General features: G+C 73.6%; 12 protein-coding genes and 4 pseudogenes. 11 read left to right on the top strand and 5 right to left on the bottom strand.

Annotated elements, in window-relative coordinates; genetic code table 11:
* Positions 1-387: 387 nt before the first annotated feature.
* From AC38ZX_RS02760 to AC38ZX_RS02750, 3 genes and pseudogenes are all read right to left on the bottom strand, one after another.
* Positions 388-1,512: a sacsin N-terminal ATP-binding-like domain-containing protein gene (locus tag AC38ZX_RS02760; RefSeq protein WP_491296255.1), complete on the bottom strand. Its 1,125-nt coding sequence runs from the start codon at positions 1,510-1,512 to the stop codon at positions 388-390.
* A complete protein-coding gene (locus AC38ZX_RS02755) occupies positions 1,509-2,651 on the bottom strand; it encodes a DUF3027 domain-containing protein (RefSeq protein ID WP_491296254.1) in 1,143 nt (380 codons plus the stop codon). Before AC38ZX_RS02755 ends, AC38ZX_RS02760 begins: the two co-directional genes overlap by 4 nt.
* Positions 2,652-2,653: 2 nt before the next feature.
* Positions 2,654-3,036: pseudogene (locus tag AC38ZX_RS02750) on the bottom strand (cold-shock protein).
* A gap of 214 nt (positions 3,037-3,250) precedes the next feature.
* On the opposite strand from AC38ZX_RS02750, the gene AC38ZX_RS02745 reads away from it, so the two are divergent.
* From AC38ZX_RS02745 to AC38ZX_RS02715, 7 genes and pseudogenes are all read left to right on the top strand, one after another.
* Positions 3,251-3,607 carry a TraR/DksA family transcriptional regulator gene (locus AC38ZX_RS02745; RefSeq protein ID WP_491296253.1) on the top strand — a complete coding sequence of 119 codons (357 nt, stop codon included), beginning with the start codon at positions 3,251-3,253 and terminating at the stop codon, positions 3,605-3,607.
* Between the two features lie 258 nt (positions 3,608-3,865).
* Positions 3,866-5,305: a DUF222 domain-containing protein gene (locus tag AC38ZX_RS02740; protein WP_491296251.1), complete on the top strand. Its 1,440-nt coding sequence runs from the start codon at positions 3,866-3,868 to the stop codon at positions 5,303-5,305.
* A 120-nt stretch (positions 5,306-5,425) separates the two neighbouring features.
* Positions 5,426-6,604, top strand: a complete 1,179-nt coding sequence (locus tag AC38ZX_RS02735; RefSeq protein WP_491296250.1) for an epoxide hydrolase family protein — start codon at positions 5,426-5,428, stop codon at positions 6,602-6,604.
* A gap of 363 nt (positions 6,605-6,967) precedes the next feature.
* Positions 6,968-8,362, top strand: a pseudogene (locus AC38ZX_RS02730) (helicase-associated domain-containing protein); the annotation flags it as partial.
* Between the two features lie 80 nt (positions 8,363-8,442).
* Positions 8,443-8,544, top strand: a pseudogene (locus AC38ZX_RS02725) (helicase-associated domain-containing protein); the annotation flags it as partial.
* 384 nt (positions 8,545-8,928) lie between these two features.
* Positions 8,929-9,486: a hypothetical protein gene (locus AC38ZX_RS02720; protein WP_491297559.1), complete on the top strand. Its 558-nt coding sequence runs from the start codon at positions 8,929-8,931 to the stop codon at positions 9,484-9,486.
* Positions 9,487-9,533: 47 nt separating this feature from the next.
* Positions 9,534-11,193 (top strand): annotated as a pseudogene (locus AC38ZX_RS02715) (DNA repair helicase XPB).
* Between the two features lie 100 nt (positions 11,194-11,293).
* On the opposite strand, the gene AC38ZX_RS02710 reads toward AC38ZX_RS02715, so the two are convergent.
* Both AC38ZX_RS02710 and AC38ZX_RS02705 read right to left on the bottom strand, forming a co-directional pair.
* Positions 11,294-11,788: a type 1 glutamine amidotransferase gene (locus tag AC38ZX_RS02710; RefSeq protein ID WP_491296249.1), complete on the bottom strand. Its 495-nt coding sequence runs from the start codon at positions 11,786-11,788 to the stop codon at positions 11,294-11,296.
* Complete coding sequence (locus AC38ZX_RS02705; protein ID WP_491296248.1) at positions 11,700-12,065, bottom strand: type 1 glutamine amidotransferase family protein; 366 nt, start codon at positions 12,063-12,065, stop codon at positions 11,700-11,702. The genes AC38ZX_RS02710 and AC38ZX_RS02705 overlap by 89 nt, the downstream gene beginning before the upstream one ends.
* 170 nt (positions 12,066-12,235) lie before the next feature.
* Here AC38ZX_RS02705 and AC38ZX_RS02700 point away from each other — a divergent pair, with 170 nt between their 5' ends.
* The 4 genes from AC38ZX_RS02700 (at position 12,236) to AC38ZX_RS02685 (ending at position 16,015) form a co-directional block, all read left to right on the top strand.
* Positions 12,236-12,994, top strand: coding sequence for a response regulator transcription factor (locus AC38ZX_RS02700; RefSeq protein WP_426594339.1), 759 nt, complete (start codon positions 12,236-12,238; stop codon positions 12,992-12,994).
* 107 nt (positions 12,995-13,101) lie between these two features.
* Positions 13,102-14,799 carry a sensor histidine kinase gene (locus AC38ZX_RS02695; protein WP_491296247.1) on the top strand — a complete coding sequence of 566 codons (1,698 nt, stop codon included), beginning with the start codon at positions 13,102-13,104 and terminating at the stop codon, positions 14,797-14,799.
* 45 nt (positions 14,800-14,844) lie between these two features.
* Positions 14,845-15,564 carry an HD domain-containing protein gene (locus AC38ZX_RS02690; RefSeq protein WP_491296246.1) on the top strand — a complete coding sequence of 240 codons (720 nt, stop codon included), beginning with the start codon at positions 14,845-14,847 and terminating at the stop codon, positions 15,562-15,564.
* Between the two features lie 160 nt (positions 15,565-15,724).
* Positions 15,725-16,015, top strand: a complete 291-nt coding sequence (locus AC38ZX_RS02685; protein WP_426594336.1) for a WXG100 family type VII secretion target — start codon at positions 15,725-15,727, stop codon at positions 16,013-16,015.
* Positions 16,016-16,042 lie beyond the last annotated feature (27 nt).

The following is a 16,042-nucleotide window of genomic DNA, read 5'->3' as shown; positions in this document are numbered from 1 at the left end:
GCCAGGGCGTCGTACAGGGGCGCCCAGCTGTCGTCCGGGACCGCGGGCAGCTCCTCGACGACGTCCGCGAGCCCGCGGACCTCGACGCCCAGCACGCGCGCCTGTGCCTCCCGACCGGCCGGCACCAGGACCAGCCCGGCGATCCGGTGGCCGAGTGCCTCGACCGCCCGAACCTGGTGGCCGGCCGGCCCCGCGAGCATCACCGCGCGACCGGGCGCGAGGAGCGCGCGGTCGACGGTCGGGCCGTCGACGCGCGTGCCGTTCACATCCGTGCCGTTCGTGACCGTGCCGTTCGCCTCCGGGCCGTTCTCCCGAGTGCCGGTCGCGTCGCCCGACGCCGACGCGCGCACGAGCAGAGGGGTGCGCGCGAGCCGGTCCACGATCCGCTCACGCAGCGCGCCGTCGAGGGCACCGGCCGCGAGCCCCATCGGAACGAGCCCGAGAGCGTCGTCCGTAGAGCCCGCCAGGGCTCGCTCGTGCGCGAGCCGCGCGTACGCGTCGGCGGCGTGGTCGAGGACGGCGTCGGTGAGCCTCCCGGCCGCCACGTGCCGGCGGGTGGGGTCGAGGGGCAGGGTCACGACGAGGAGCGCAGGGACGGTGCAGGGTTCGTCGGTCGGGGTCGGGGCGTGGACCACCCGGAGCCAGTCGACCTGGTGGCGAGGTACCGCCCACGTCACGCGCCAGGTGCGGGCGGTGCGCTCCTCGACCGGGCGGTCGGCCAGCAGGTCGAGCCCGAGGCTCACCCTCTGCCGACAGGACCGTCCAGCGATCCTGGACGTCGGCGATCCGTCGGTTGGGCGCCTCGGCGGTGTTGTCCTCGACCAAGATCTCGACCAACCCGGGTAGCGCGAGGAGCAGGGGGTCGCCGACGTCGCGGAGCAGGCCGCGGACCTCGTCGGCGGCGACCTCGTCCCGCAGCTCGAGCACGACCGCGGTGTCGTAGCCGGCGGGCGGGCGACCGGTGGCGGGGAACGGCAGGCGCAGCGCCGGCAGGGATCCGTCGCGCCGGCGGACCTCGTCGTCCAACCCGGCGTTGTCGGCCGACGCCTCGGCGAGCAGACCCGTGGTATCGCGCGCCGAGAAGCGCACGCCGCCGGTGGTCGACAGCAGGGAAATCTCGTCGGACACGGCCCGGACGGCCGCGAACCCGACCCCGAACCGACCGACCACGTGCGCACCGGCCGGCGAGTCGCCCCGCTTCGACGAGGCCCGCATGGACGACAGCGACGCCACCCCGTCCGCGTCGAGCGGGTCACCGGTGTTGGCCGCGACGAGCACCAGCGTGCCGTCGTCCGAGCGGTCGAGCCGCAGCAGCAACCGCCCCGGGACCTCGGCGCGTGTCGCAGCGTCCGCCGCGTTCTGCGCGAGCTCGACCACTACCCGGTCGCGGTAGTACCCCCGGGCGTGGTCCTCCTCGGTGTTGGCGTCCTCCCGCAGCCGCGCGGGCGAGGTGCGCCACGCCCCCAGCACCGCAGCCCGCAAGGCCGCCGTGCCGAAGGCGTCAGCGGTCACGACTCGGGTGAGGTCGCGCCGTCGATCTCGTCGGCGCCGCCATCAGGCTGGTCCTCGGCCTGGGCTGATGCGTCACCGGCGTCGTCGCCTGTGACATCCGATGCGACGGTCTCGACGACGTCAGCATCCGCGGCCTCCACCGCAGCCTCCGGCTCGGGCACGGCCGTCTCGTCGACATCAACGTGCACGTCACTGGCCGCCACCGCAGGCTCGGGCTCGTCGACATCGACATCGACATCCACGTCACCCGTCGCCACCGCTTCCGCCGGCTCAGGCACGGCGGTCTCGACGACGTCCACGATTGTGTGACCGGACGCCAGCTCGGCCACCGGCTCGGGCACCATGGGCTCGTCGGCGAGCTCAGGCGTCGAGGCCTGGGCCGCGCGGCTCACCGGGGGAACCAGCTCGAGCTTCAGCTCGTCGATGACGGGGTCCGGCGACGGCCACTCGGTCGGCACGGCCTCGGCGTCGGTCTCGGAGTGCGCACCGCAGCCGTGGTCGAGGCTGACCACCATGCCGTCGTCGGGCGACCACTCGTTCGCGCAGACCCCGAACACGGTGCCTAGCGAACCCTGCAGCGGAACGAGGAACCCGCAGCCGTGGCAGGCCGCAGCGGAAGACACGGCACCGGCGCTCGTCGGACCGTGCGCGCCTCGGTACCAGCGCTCGGCGGCCTCGTCGCGACCCTGCGGCGACAGCACCCGGACACGGGCGAGCGCGAGCTCGTCGATCGCGACCGAGTCCAGCTCCTGGTCGCCGGACGGCGTCCAGCCCGGCTCGAGGCGGGGGTCATGGGCACGGAACGGCAGCACGTCACCGGGGCCGATGTCGCCCGGCCGGATCCGCTCCGACCAGGGCAACCAGGCCTGGCCGAGCACGGCGTCGGGCCCGGGCAGGAGCTCGGCCTCACAGACCGTCGCGGTGCGTCCTCGCGGGACACGCGCTACGGTGACCGTCCACTCCCAGCCGCGGTAGCCACGGGCGGTCGAGGCGAAACGGTGCGAGATCAGGCGTTCGCCCTCGACGACCAGGCCGAGGTACTCCCCGACGTCAGAGGCGTCCTCGGCGAGCTCGATCGCGACCTCGCGGGCCAGGTCGACGGCCGAGCCGAGGACCGCGTCCTTCGTCGGTGCGGGCATGCTCAGGCCTCGATGTCGTCGGCGACGGCGCGCAGCAGGGTGGCGTACTGGGTGCCGCGGGCCTTCTCGGGGTAGCGGCCACGGCGCAGGTCGTTGCCGATCTTGTCGAGCACCTTGATGAGGTCCTCGATGATGACCGCCATGTCCTCGGCCGGCTTGCGTGCCGCCTTGGCGACGGACGGGACCGGGTCGAGGAGCTCACGGAGAGGGCCTGCGGGCCTCGACGACCGTCGGCGACACCGAAGTCGACCTTGGCGCCCGGCTTCGGCGCCGTGACACCCTCGGGCAGCGCGGAGGCGTGCAGGAAGACCTCGCCGCCGTCGTCGCTGGCGATGAACCCGAAGCCGCGCTCGGTGTCGAACCACTTGACCTTGCCGGTAGGCACGGTGAACCCCTGTCCTGTGTAAGAGACGTACTGGTCAAGGCTACCGGCCTGCGCACGTTGCGGGCGCCCGGCGCTCGAGCCGCACGGGCATGATCGCGACGAGAATGCTGCGCAGGGTCCCGACGACGGGTGCGTGCCTGATCCATCCGGACTGCGAAGTCGACGCTGGGTCTCGTCGACGAGGGCACCGGTCGCGACGACGAGAGGAGCTGCCGTGGACGCCGACCGCGATCCCGCGGGCGCGCGAGAACGCCTGCTCTCCCTGCGGGCGGCCGCGGCCGAGACCCTCGGCGCCCTCGAGGCGACCCACCGCGCGGTCGTCGACGCATCCCGCGACAGCAACGCCGACGACGAGCACGACCCCGAGGGCGCCACCATCGCCTTCGAACGGGCTCAGGTCGAGGCGCTCGCCAGGGAGACGACGGACAGGATCACCTCCATCGACGCGGCGGTCGGTCGAATCGACGCCGGGACCTTCGGCATCTGCGTGGTGTGCGGTCAGGCGATCCCCGAGGGTCGGCTCGAGGCACGCCCCACCGCGACGACGTGCGTGGCGTGCGTGACGCCGTAGTCAGGATGCCCGGCCTGCAACGACAAACGACGCCCTGTGGGCGAGGTAATTGTTTTCGGGGGCTGTGGACGGCTCGCCAGCTGATTTCGGCCGCATTGTTCTGGCACCTGGCCTGCTGCGATGCCACCTACAGATGTGTCGACCGGAATGTCGGTGGTACCTGGAACACTGGTGCACAGGCGAGAACGCTGCCGGAATTCCACGGCATCGTCGGGCATCTTTGGGGGCGGGGCCAGGTGACGATCGACGCGACGAAGGGTGCGAAGCTCGCCGGCGCCCTCCGGCGCGGTCCTGGACGTCCTCGTCGAGCTCACGTCGTCCGTCGACGCGCTCGCCTCGGTGGCAGACCCGTCGGCGGCGGTGCGCATCGCGGGTGCGGAGGCGGCCGCGGTGGTCGCCGAGGCGCTGGCCCTCGCCGGTCGCTTGACGGCCATCGCGGCTCGGACCGTCACCGTGGTCGAGGCCGACGGGTGGTGGGCGCTGGACGCCCGCAACCGCTCGATCACGTCGTGGGTCGCCGCCCAGGGTCGTGTCACGCACGGTCAGGCGGCGCGCCTCGTCGGACTGGGTCGGGCGATGCGCGACGACCTGCCCGCCACCGCCGTCGAGGCGGTCGCCGGCACGGTGTCGATCGAGGCTGCGCAGGTGCTCGCGGCGGTGACGACGACGACCGAGGCGCGCCGCGCTGCGCTCACCGCACCCGCCGACGCGTGCGGTGAGGGATTTCTGCTCGAGCACGCCCGGGTGCTTCCCGCCGCGCAGCTGCGCCTTCTCGCCCGTCGATGGGCCGCACAGGCCGACCCGGAAGCCGACGAACGAGGCTACCGGGACGCGACCGACGCCGAGTTCCTGGACCTCTCCGACACGACAGACGGCTGCCACCTCGCGGGCTTCCTCACCAGCGAGCACGGCCACGCGCTGCGCGCGGCCCTCACCGCGCTGACGGACAGGTCGACCGCCGGCGCCGGACAACCGCCGGGACGCGAGCGAGCGACGGCGCTGACGACGATGGTCCGAGCCCTCCTCGACAACGACCTCACCGGCGCGACGGGGACGCACCGGCCGCAGATCAGCGTCGTCACGGACCTGGAGACGCTGACGCGCGCGCTCACCCGGTGCGGCACCGCCGCGGCGATCAACACAGGTCCGGCGACAGGGGCCCATCCGGCGACAGGGGCTGATCCTTGGACGAGCGCCGACGCGACCACCGCCGAGCGTGCGACTGGCGCCGATCCCGGGTCGGGGGGTTGCGGCGGATGCGTTCGGTCGACGTCCCGCACCCGTCGGGGACGTGGAGCGGTTCGCGGTGGCCGAGCTCGTGGGTACGGGCCCGATCCCCGATGCGGTGCTCGCGCGCATCGCCTGCGACTCGACGGTGACCCGCGTCGTCTTCGGACCCGGTCGCAGGTCCTCAACGTGGGTCGTTCGGAGCGCACCTACACCGGGCACAAGCGCCGGGCGATCATCGCCCCAGACCTGCACTGCCAGGCACCGGACTGCCACGCACCGCCGGCACTCTGCGAGATCCACCACACCGAGCAGTGGGCCCGCGACCACGGGACCACCGGCGTCGCGACCGGTTGCCTGCTGTGCTTGTCCCACCATGCCTGGGTCCACGACCAACGCATCACCGTCCGTCGGGTGGACGGCCGCTGGAGATTCACCGACCGCCACGGCCAGCCCGTAGACACGGGGTGAGCCCGCGGATATCGACGGGTGGCACCGGCACAGGAGGCGGATCCGCCTGGCGCGGGGTCACGTCGTCGGGACGGCACACCACCGGGGTCACGTCGTGCCGCCACGCGTAGCGTGCCTTCCATGGCGGACGTTCCACGACCCGAGCCGTTCACCGTGCCGACCGACGAGGCCGCGATCGACGACCTGCGCCGGCGTCTGCGGGCGACGCGCTGGCCGGACCAGCCGCAGGACGCGGGCTGGTCGGCCGGGACGGACGTGACGTATCTGCGCGAGCTCGTGGCCTACTGGGCGGAGGAGTTCGACTGGACGGCACAGGTGGCCACGCTCTCCCGACAGCCACACTTCCGCCTCCGGCTCGGCGGCCTCGGGATCCACTACGTCCACGCCCGGGCCGTGGCATCGCCCAGTGCGAGCGACGCCCCGTCGGCCATGCCGCTCCTCCTGAGTCACGGCTGGCCCGACTCCTTCTGGCGCTACTCGAAGGTGGTCCCCCTGCTCACCGACCCGGGAGCGCACGGCGGCGACCCGGCCGACGCGTTCGACGTGGTCGTCCCGGACATGCCGGGCTTCGGATACTCCGACCACCCCACGGATCCGACCCTCGACTCGATCGGCGTCGCCGCCCTGTGGGCTGAGCTCATGGACGTCCTCGGCTACCCGCGGTTCGGTGCCGCGGGAGGCGACATGGGCAGCCACGTGAGCCGGTACCTGGCACTCGACCACGCGGACCGCGTCGTCGCCGTCCACCGGACGGACGCGGGCCTGCCCGCGACGAACCTCGATCCGGCCGATCTCGACCCCGAGGAACGCGACTGGCTCGCTGGCGCGGCTGCCTGGGGAGCGACCGAGGGCGCCTACGCGGCGATTCACCGCACGAAGCCGCAGACGGCCGCCGTCGGGCTGACCGACTCGCCGGCCGGGCTCGCGGCATGGATCGTCGAGAAGCTGCACGGCTGGAGCGACTGCGGGGGCGACATCGAGCGGAAGCTCACCAAGGACGAGATCCTCACCAACGTCACGCTGTACTGGCTCACGGGGACGATCGGGCCGTCGATGCGGATGTACCGCGCGAACGCGGCCATCGCGCCGGCCGAGCTGGCCCGCCGCGTCGAGGTGCCGTCGGGCTTCTCGCTGTTCGCCGGCGACGTCGTCCGGCCGCCTCGGAGATGGCTCGAGCGCACGACGAACCTGGTGCGCTGCACGGAGCCACCCCGCGGCGGGCACTTCGCGGCGTTCGAGGAGCCCGAGCTGTACGCCGAGGAGCTGCGGGCCTTCTTCCGTCCGTTCAGGAGCAGGTGACCCCGCGTTACCGCGGGGTAACCAGATCGCAGGAACCGACGTGGGCCGGGCCACACCCACGTATCGTTGACCGGATGTCCTCCTTCATCGGCTACCTGCGCGATCGCAGCGACGACGAGCGTCGTGCTGCTGCGCAGCAGGCCGGACCTGGCGGCGCCCTCACCGGCGACGCTGTCGTCGCTGGCGGTGCGGGCGACCAGTCGATCGAGCCTCGAACGCGCACTCGCCGGCTCCGACGCGAGCGTCCTGCAGGTGCTCGAGGCGGTCGCGGCGCTGAGCGACGGCGGCACCGTCCGCAGCGCCGACCTTCCGGCGGCCGTGGGCGCGACCGACGACGCGTCGGTGGCCGCCGTCGAGCGTGCGATGCACCTCGCCATCGCCGCTGCACTGATCTACCCCGACGACGACCCCGCGACCGCCTCGACGGACACGGCGCACACGGTGGACACGGCGGACGCCTCACCGAGGGCCGGCGCCGCCGCACCCGCCGGAACAGCGACGGACCCAGGACTCGACGACACCCGGTCCCCCGTCCTGCTCCCGTCGCCGGGGCTCGCGGAGATCCTCGGGCCCTACCCGGCCGGCCTGGCGAGCCCGGAGGCAGGGAACCGCCGGGCGGCGGTCGCGCCGATGGAGCAGCCGACTCCCGACGAGATCACCGCTCTCCTGGACGCCGCCCCGACCGGCGCCCGCCCCGTGCTCGACGCACTCCTGTGGGGCCCTCCCGTCGGCCTGGCTCCGTCCAACAACACGGCAGCCGCGGCGGCCGTCGACTGGCTGCTGCGGCGTCGCCTGCTCGCCCCTGGCGACGCCCGGCACGTCGTCCTGCCCCGCACCGTCGCCCTGACGCTGCGCGGCGGTCGCACGCACGCGTCGCCGGCGACCCCACCGACAGTCTCGACCGGTTCGCCGCACCGGCCGCCTGCGCTCGTGGCCGCCGAGTCGGCGTCGGCGGGCGAGCGGTCGGTGCTCCTCGTCGCGCGCCTGATCCGCCTGTGGGAGCAGAACCCGCCCAGCGTGCTGCGCGGCGGCGGCCTCGGGGTCCGCGAGCTGCGTCGGGCGGCGCAGCTGCTGGACGTCGACGAGTCGGAGGCCGCCTTCGTCATCGAGCTCGCCGGGGCGGCGGGGTTCCTGGCCGACGACGGCGAGGACGCCCCGACCTTCGCGCCGACCGTCGTCGTCGACGAGTGGTCGACCCGCGACGTCCCGGACCGTTGGGCCACCCTGGCCCGCACCTGGACGAGCATGCTGCGCACCCCGTGGCTCGTCGGCAGTCGCGACGACCGAGGCGGGGTGCGCGCGGCCCTCGACCCCGAGCTCCAGCGGACGTGGGCGCCGCGGCTTCGCCGGTCGGTGCTCGACGCGCTGGCGGCGACCGAACCGGGCACCGCCCTCGACCCGTCCAGCGTGCTGGCCGTCCTGCGCTGGCGCACCCCGCGCTCGGTGCCACCGCTCGCCGCGGTCGCGGCCGTCCTGCTCGAGGCCGGGCGCCTGGGCATCCTCGGGGCCGGCGCGCTGTCCGACGCCGGCCGCGCGCTGCTGGCCGAGTCAGGACTCCTCGTCGGGGCGCCGACAGCCACGCCGGACCCCGCGGACGCGCTCGCGGCCGCGCTGCCCCCGGCGGTCGACGAGATCCTGCTGCAGGGTGACCTGACCGGTGTCGTCCCCGGCCGCCCCAGCCCCGAGCTCGAGGACCTGCTGGACCGGAGCACCCACGTCGAGTCGCGCGGCGGGGCGCTCACGGTCCGCTTCACACCCGACTCGATCCGCCGGGCCCTGGACGCCGGCGCCACGGCCGACGGGCTGCTGGCCGAGCTGCCGCCCACTCGCGGGGACCCGTGCCGCAGCCGCTCGAGTACCTGGTGCGCGACGCGGCACGTCGGCACGGGCGCCTGCGCGCCGGCACGGCGTCGAGCTACCTGCGCGCCGACGACCCGGCCCTGCTGGCCGGCCTGGCGGAGGACAACCGGCTGGCGACGCTCGGGCTGGTGCAGCTGGCGCCCACCGTGCTTGCCTCGCAGGCACCGGCCCGCGAGCTCCTGGACGCTCTCCGTGCCCACGGGCTCGCCCCCGTCGCCGAGGGACCCGACGGCCAGGTGGTCCACGTGGCCGCCTCGGTCCGGCGGGTCGGGCGCCGCGGCGCGGCTGCCGCTGCCCGGCGTCGCGAAACACCCCCGGTCCGCGAGCAGGTCTCCGACGAGCGGCTGCTCGCGCTGGTCCCCCAGCTGCGACGCGCCGAGGAGGAGCGACGCGTCGACGAGTCCGAGCGTCTGCCCGGCGCGCTCCTGACCGCTCCCCGGCCCGCCGGAGCGGGCACCGGCCCGGTGCGCAGCGGCACGACGGAATCCGGCCGTCCTGATGCGGGCGCGCCCAGCACGCAGCACGCAGCGGGCGCGGGCACCACGGACCCGGCCGCCGTCGACGACGCCGACACGCGTACCCCTACGGCTGTCGCGGGTGGGGCCTCCGACGCGCGGGACGTCGCGCCCGCCGCAGGACCGTCGGCGTCGCTCCCGACCGACGACGAGCGCCCCGGCGCCCGACCTGCGGGAACAGCGGACCCCGTCGACGCGTTGGTGCTCCTGCGCGAGGCAGCAGCCGAGAAGGTCTCGGTCTGGGTCGAGCTCGTCGGATCCAACGGCGTCCCGGACCGCAGGCTGCTCCGGCCGCTGAGGGTCGAGGGCGGTCGCTTGCGAGCCATCGACCCGGCGCGCGAGTCGGAGCTGACGGTCGCGGTGCACCGCATCGCCTCGGTCATGCGCGACGTCCCGACACCCGTAGCCCGAACCCCGCAGGACGACGACAGCACCGACGACAGCACCGACAGCCCCACCGCCACCGACGAGTTCGACGACGCGGCCGAGCAGCTGACCGACCGCTGACGACGCAGCCGACGAACAGCCACACCGAACGCACCAAGGAGTCCCCTGTGACCGACGGCCCCCTGATCGTGCAGAGCGACAAGACGCTTCTGCTCGAGGTCGACCACGACCAGGCGGAGGCCTGCCGCCGCGCGATCGCCCCGTTCGCGGAGCTCGAGCGCGCCCCGGAGCACGTGCACACCTACCGCCTGACCCCCCTGGGCCTGTGGAACGCGCGCGCGGCCGGCCACGACGCCGAGCAGGTGGTCGATGTCCTGCTCGAGTACAGCCGCTACCCGGTCCCGCACGCGCTGCTGGTCGACGTCGCCGACACGATGTCGCGCTACGGCCGTCTCCAGCTGATCCAGGACCCCGTCCACGGCCTGGTCCTGCACGCCCTGGACCCGGCCGTCCTGGTCGAGGTCGTCCGGTCCAAGCGCACCGCGGGCCTGCTGGGCGCCCGCATCGACGCGACCGACGTCGTCGTGCACCCCTCCGAGCGCGGACACCTCAAGCAGGTGCTGCTCAAGCTGGGCTGGCCGGCCGAGGACCTCGCCGGCTACGTCGACGGCGAAGCGCACCAGATCGACCTGCTGGAGGACGGCTGGCACCTGCGGCCGTACCAGAAGCAGGCGGTCGACGGCTTCTTCCACGGCGGCTCGGGCGTCGTGGTGCTCCCCTGCGGCGCCGGCAAGACGCTCGTCGGCGCGGGAGCCATGGCCCGGTCGTCGACGACGACCCTGATCCTGGTGACCAACACCGTCAGCGCCCGGCAGTGGCGCGACGAGCTGGTCAAGCGCACCTCGCTCACCGAGGACGAGATCGGCGAGTACTCGGGCGCCCGCAAGGAGATCCGCCCGGTCACCATCGCGACGTACCAGGTGCTGACGACGAAGCGGAAGGGCGTGTACGCGCACCTCGAGCTGCTCGACGCCCGCGACTGGGGTCTCGTGGTCTACGACGAGGTCCACCTCCTCCCCGCCCCGATCTTCCGCATGACGGCCGACCTGCAGGCACGTCGCCGACTCGGCCTGACCGCCACGCTCGTGCGTGAGGACGGCCGCGAGGACGAGGTGTTCAGCCTCATCGGGCCCAAGCGGTTCGACGCGCCGTGGAAGGACATCGAGGCCCAGGGCTACATCGCCCCGGCGGACTGCGTGGAGGTGCGCCTGACGCTTCCCGACGCCGACCGCATGGCCTACGCGACCGCGGAGCCGGAGGAGAAGTACCGCCTGGCGGCGACCGCCAAGGGCAAGAACACCGTCGTCGAGCAGCTCGTCGCCAAGCACGAGGGCGAACCGACCTTGATCATCGGCCAGTATCTCGACCAGCTGCACCTCCTCTCCGAGCACCTGGACGCGGACCTGATCACCGGCGAGACGCGGGTCAGCGAGCGGCAGCGGCTGTTCGACGCCTTCCGCGCCGGCGAGATCACCAAGCTTCGTGGTCAGCAAGGTCGCCAACTTCTCGATCGACCTGCCCGAGGCGGCCGTCGCCATCCAGGTGTCCGGTTCCTTCGGCTCCCGCCAGGAGGAGGCGCAGCGGCTCGGCCGGATCATGCGCCCCAAGGCGGACGGCCGCACCGCCCACTTCTACACCGTGGTCGCGCGGGACACGGTCGACCAGGACTTCGCGGCCCACCGCCAGCGGTTCCTGGCCGAGCAGGGCTACGCGTACTCGATCATCGACGCCGAGGACCTCGGACTGGACCCCGCCGAGCGCGACTGATCCCGGCTGGTCGATCGCGCACCGCCCCGCACGCACGATCCGGCAACGACGAAGCCCCGGAGGTTCGCCTCCGGGGCTTCGTCGTCGTCAAGGACGTGCGTCAGACCGGGAGCGACTCCGGCTCCTGCGCGACCGCGCGCACGTGCGCCGCGAACGACTCGGCGAGCGCACGACCGACCGCCGTGACCTCGTCGGCGCGCGCCGCGTACGCCGCCAGCACGGCGGCGGTATCGACGTCGTCGTACGCGTCCGCCCAGGCGCGAAGCGTCTCCGCCGACGCCTCAGGGTGGAACTGCACACCCCACGCAGACCCGACCCGGAAGGCCTGGTACGGGTACATCGGCGACGACGCGAGCCACACGGCGCCGCGCGGCAGGTCGACCACCGCGTCCGCGTGCATGCTCGGCTGCGGCGTGCGGTACCGGTCGTCGGCGAGCGCGGCGACGGGTCCGACGACGGCGTCGCCGGCCGCCTCGGGCCGCCAGCGCACGTCGGCGAGGCCGGCCTCACGACCGGGGGGCGCGGCCACCTGGACGCGACCGCCGCGGGCGACGGCGAGCAGCTGGGCGCCGAGGCAGATGCCGAGCGTCGGCACGCCGCGGGTGCTCGCGTCTGCGAGCAGGGCGCGGGCTGGGTAGCCAGGGCGCGACCGAGTCGGAGTGGGCGGACAGGTGGCCGCCGAGGACGACGAGGCCGTCGCCGACCTCGTCCGAGAGCGGGATCGTCTCACCCGCGAACGCCGCGACGATGCGCAGGTCGACGTCGCCGGGCTCGCCACCGAGCCAGTCGGCGAAGCGGTCGAGATGGACGTCGGGCGAACTCTGGATGACGGTGACGACCGGGCGAGGGGCACCGATGGAGGGGGATGTCACGCGCAGACGGTACCGCCCACAACGCCCGATCATGCAAGGCGCAGGACCCCGATCGTCCGGTACGTGGACAATCGTCCACGTCCGTCCGAGCAATCTGCACCTCGCGAGCACCGAAAGAACATTCGGCCTACATCCAGCCAACTCTCAGGGATTCGGGCCAGACTCGATGCATGCGTGCTGACTCCTCGAACTCCCCGGCCCGGCCCGGGACACAGGCTCCTCCCGAGGCGCGCCTGCTCGTCGTCGACGACGAGCCGAACATCCGCGAGCTGCTGGCCACGTCCCTGCGGTTCGCGGGCTTCGAGGTCCACGCCGCGGCCGACGGAGGTTCGGCGCTGCGCCTCGCGCGGGAGGTGGAGCCCGACCTCGTCGTGCTCGACGTGATGCTCCCCGACATGGACGGGTTCACCGTCACGCGACGCCTGCGCGAGAAGGGTCAGCACGTCCCCGTCCTGTTCCTCACCGCCCGCGACGACACCGCGGACAAGGTGCAGGGCCTGACGGTCGGCGGCGACGACTACGTGACCAAGCCGTTCAGCCTGGAGGAGGTGGTCGCCCGCATCCGCGCCGTCCTGCGCCGGACCCGACCCGAGCTCGACGACGACACGAGCGTGCTGCGGTACTCCGACCTCGAGCTCGACGAGGACTCGCACGAGGTGCTGCGCGCCGGGACGCTGATCGACCTGTCCCCCACCGAGTTCAAGCTCCTGCGCTACCTCATGCTCAACCCCGGCCGCGTGCTCTCGAAGTCGCAGATCCTCGACCACGTCTGGCAGTACGACTGGGGCGGCGACGCCAACATCGTCGAGTCGTACATCTCCTACCTGCGCCGCAAGGTCGACCAGGTCGACGGTCCCGACGGCACCCGCCTGCCCCCGCTCATCCACACCAAGCGCGGCGTCGGGTACCTGCTGCGCGAGTCGTCGTGAGCGGGCGCGAAGCGGTGACCGAGGCAACGTCGAGTCAGCCGTCGCCGAGTCAGGCTCCGTCGACCCCGGCGGCGTCGACCGACGACGCGTCGACCCGGCCTGCGCCGATGGCGGTCGCGCCGTCCCCGGTCGACCCCCCGGGGCCCCGGGCGGGCGGGTCGTCCCGGGCTCGCCGCTGGTGGGCCGCCGTTCGCCGGCGCTGGGCGGGCGTCCCGCTGGTCACCCGGCTCGTCGGCATCGTCACGGTCCTGCTCGCGCTCGGTCTGGTGCTGGCCGGCGCCACGAGCGCAGCCCTGCTCGAGGGCACGCTCACCAAGCAGGTCGACGCCAAGCTGGAGTCCGAGGGCAAGGGCCTGGCCGACAACACGCTCAGCCAGCTGCAGGGCTTCGGCGACAGCCTGACGCCCAGCGACTACTACGTCCGGGTGCAGGACGCCCAGGGCACCACCCTCGGCGGCAGCCTCTCTCGGTCCGCTGCGGTTCGGTACGGCATCCCCGAGGTTCCCGACCTGACCGCCCGGCAGGCCAGCGCCCGAGGCACCGAGCCGTTCACCGTCGGCTCGTCGGGCGCCGGCTCCCCCTGGCGCGTCGTCGCCTACCCGCTGACCAACGGCGGCTCGATCGTCGTGGCGCTCCCGATGGGAGACATCCACAAGACCGTCCAGCACATGAGCGTCGTCCTCCTGATCAGCGGCATCGGGATCCTGCTGCTCGGCGCGGCCGCCGGGACCTGGGCCGTCCGACGCTCGCTCAAGCCGCTGCGCGAGATCGAGGTCACCGCCGCCACGATCGCCGCCGGTGACCTGTCGCGTCGCGTGCCCGCCTCCGACGAGCACACCGAGGTCGGCCGGCTGAGCGCCGCCCTGAACGGGATGCTCGCCCAGATCGAGCACGCGTTCGGCGTTCGGACCGCGTCCGAGGCCCGGATGCGGCGGTTCGTCGCGGACGCCTCGCACGAGCTGCGCACGCCCCTGGCCACGATCCGCGGCTACGGCGAGCTGTACCGGATGGGCGCACTGACCACGTCGGACCAGGTGGACGACACCATGCGACGGATCGAGTCGTCGGCCACCCGGATGGGCGCGCTCGTCGAGGACCTGCTCGCGCTCGCCCGGATGGACGACGGGCGCCCCATGCGCCTCGCGCCGGTCGACCTGACGGTCCTGGCCGCCGACGCCGTGAGCGACCTGCACGCCCTCGACCCGTCCCGGCCCGTGCGGCTCGAACCGCTGCGCGCGGGCGAGCCCGCGGGCGTCTGCGAGGTGCTCGGCGAGGAGTCGCGGCTGCGGCAGGTGCTGGCCAACCTCGTCGGCAACGCCGTGACCCACACTCCGCCCGGGACGGCGGTGGAGATCGCCGTCGGGCTGGATGGGAGTTCAGGGGTCATCGAGGTCCGCGACCACGGCCCGGGCATCGACCCCGAGCACGCCGCCCGCGTGTTCGAGCGGTTCTACCGCGTGGACGCCTCGCGCGGCCGCGACTCCGGCGGCGCGGGTCTGGGCATGGCGATCGTCGCGGCCATCGTCGACGCGCACCACGGCTCGGTCTCTCTCGCGCAGACACCCGGCGGGGGAACGACCGTCCGGGTCACGGTCCCGGTCCCGGGCCATCTGTCGGACGCCCCCGGCACCCCCGGCGCCCCGATCGCACGACTGAAGCCGTCGGCCGCTGCCGCATCGACGACGCCCGCCGGTGCCGCCCGTGCCCCCGAGGCGCCATCGCGGTCATCCACCCCGTCATCCCCCGAGGCACCCGCCCCGTCCCCCGCCCGGGAAGCCGGTTCGGGCCGCGAGGCCCAGGTCTGAGGGCTACCATGACGGGTTCCTACCGTCGGCGTGAGGCTGAATTTCATGGGCGTCCATGACGCACCGCAGTGGCTGTTGTCCGCGTATGTACGCAGTGCCGTCGGGGCTGGCGCGACCGCCCCGACCGAGCAGATCCGCGATGCTGGACAGGCCCTCGTGGACCGCTGGGGCTCGCCCGGCAGGTCGTTCCACAACCTGAAGCACCTGGTCGACGTGCTGAGCCGCGTGGACAAGCTCGCCGAGGAGACGCACAAGCCCGACATCGTCCGGCTCGCCGCCTGGTACCACGGCGCGATCTTCGACGCCGCCGACCGCAAGGCCTACGCCAACCGCGGGGGCGAGGACGAGATCGCGAGCGCGAGCCTCGCCTTCGACGAGCTGACCGCCCTCGGCGTCCCGCAGGAGCGAGCCCAGCGGGTGCACGATCTCGTCGTCGCCCTCGTCCGGCACACGCCGAACCCGGCCGACTCCGACTGCGCCGTGCTCTGCGACGCCGACCTCGCGATGCTGGCCACCGAGCCGCAGAAGTACAAGTCGTACGTGCAGGACATCCGCACCGAGTACGCGCACCTGCCGATCGAGGACTACCTGCGCGCCCGTGTCCGCATCCTGCACAAGCTCCTGGCGCGACCGTCGCTGTTCGTCAGCCCGCTCGGTGCCGCCTGGGAGGAGCCCGCGCGGCAGAACCTGTCCGGCGAGTTCCAGCGGCTGGAGAAGGAGCTGAAGACCCTCGACGCGGCAGCGGCCGCATCGGCCGACGCCTGACCGAAGGATCGATGTGACCCCAGCCCCGTCGCGGGCGCCGCAGTCGACGATGTTCGGCTCGAGGATCCCGACGCGGCTGCCGTCTTCGTAGCGTCTCCTCATCAGGTCGCCGGTCCTCGCCGTCCCGGCGAACGGCGGCGGCCACGACGATGGAGGTCCCGTGACCAGGTTCGAGGTCGACAGCGCGCAGGTGTCCCAGGCGGCCGCGAGCGTGCAGGCGCGCGCCGCGACGATCCGCTCGGAGGTGGCCGCGATGCACCGGCAGCTCGCCGAGCTGCAGGGCTCCTGGCGGGGTGCGGCGGCCACGGCCTTCAGCGGCGTGCTCGCCGACTGGTCCGGGACGGAGGCGCGGCTGGAGACGTCGCTCGACCAGATCGTCGCGGCCATGCACACCGCCGCCCGCGCCTACGCGGACGCCGAGACCCAGGCCAGCCGTCTGTTCAGCGCCTGACGGCGGCGCATCTCTCCGCCGCGACGC

It is taken from the genome of Cellulomonas sp. McL0606, assembly GCF_058248365.1.
The sequence above is the reverse complement of the archived record's forward strand: the minus strand, read 5'-3'. Positions and strand labels throughout refer to the sequence as shown.

Coding starts and splice junctions, on each gene's coding strand:
- AC38ZX_RS02755 (WP_491296254.1), bottom strand. CDS start 2,651: ATGCCCGCACCGACGAAGGACGCGGTCCTCGGCTCGGCCGTCGACCTG.
- AC38ZX_RS02735 (WP_491296250.1), top strand. CDS start 5,426: ATGGCGGACGTTCCACGACCCGAGCCGTTCACCGTGCCGACCGACGAG.
- AC38ZX_RS02700 (WP_426594339.1), top strand. CDS start 12,236: ATGCGTGCTGACTCCTCGAACTCCCCGGCCCGGCCCGGGACACAGGCT.
- AC38ZX_RS02695 (WP_491296247.1), top strand. CDS start 13,102: ATGGCGGTCGCGCCGTCCCCGGTCGACCCCCCGGGGCCCCGGGCGGGC.
- AC38ZX_RS02690 (WP_491296246.1), top strand. CDS start 14,845: ATGGGCGTCCATGACGCACCGCAGTGGCTGTTGTCCGCGTATGTACGC.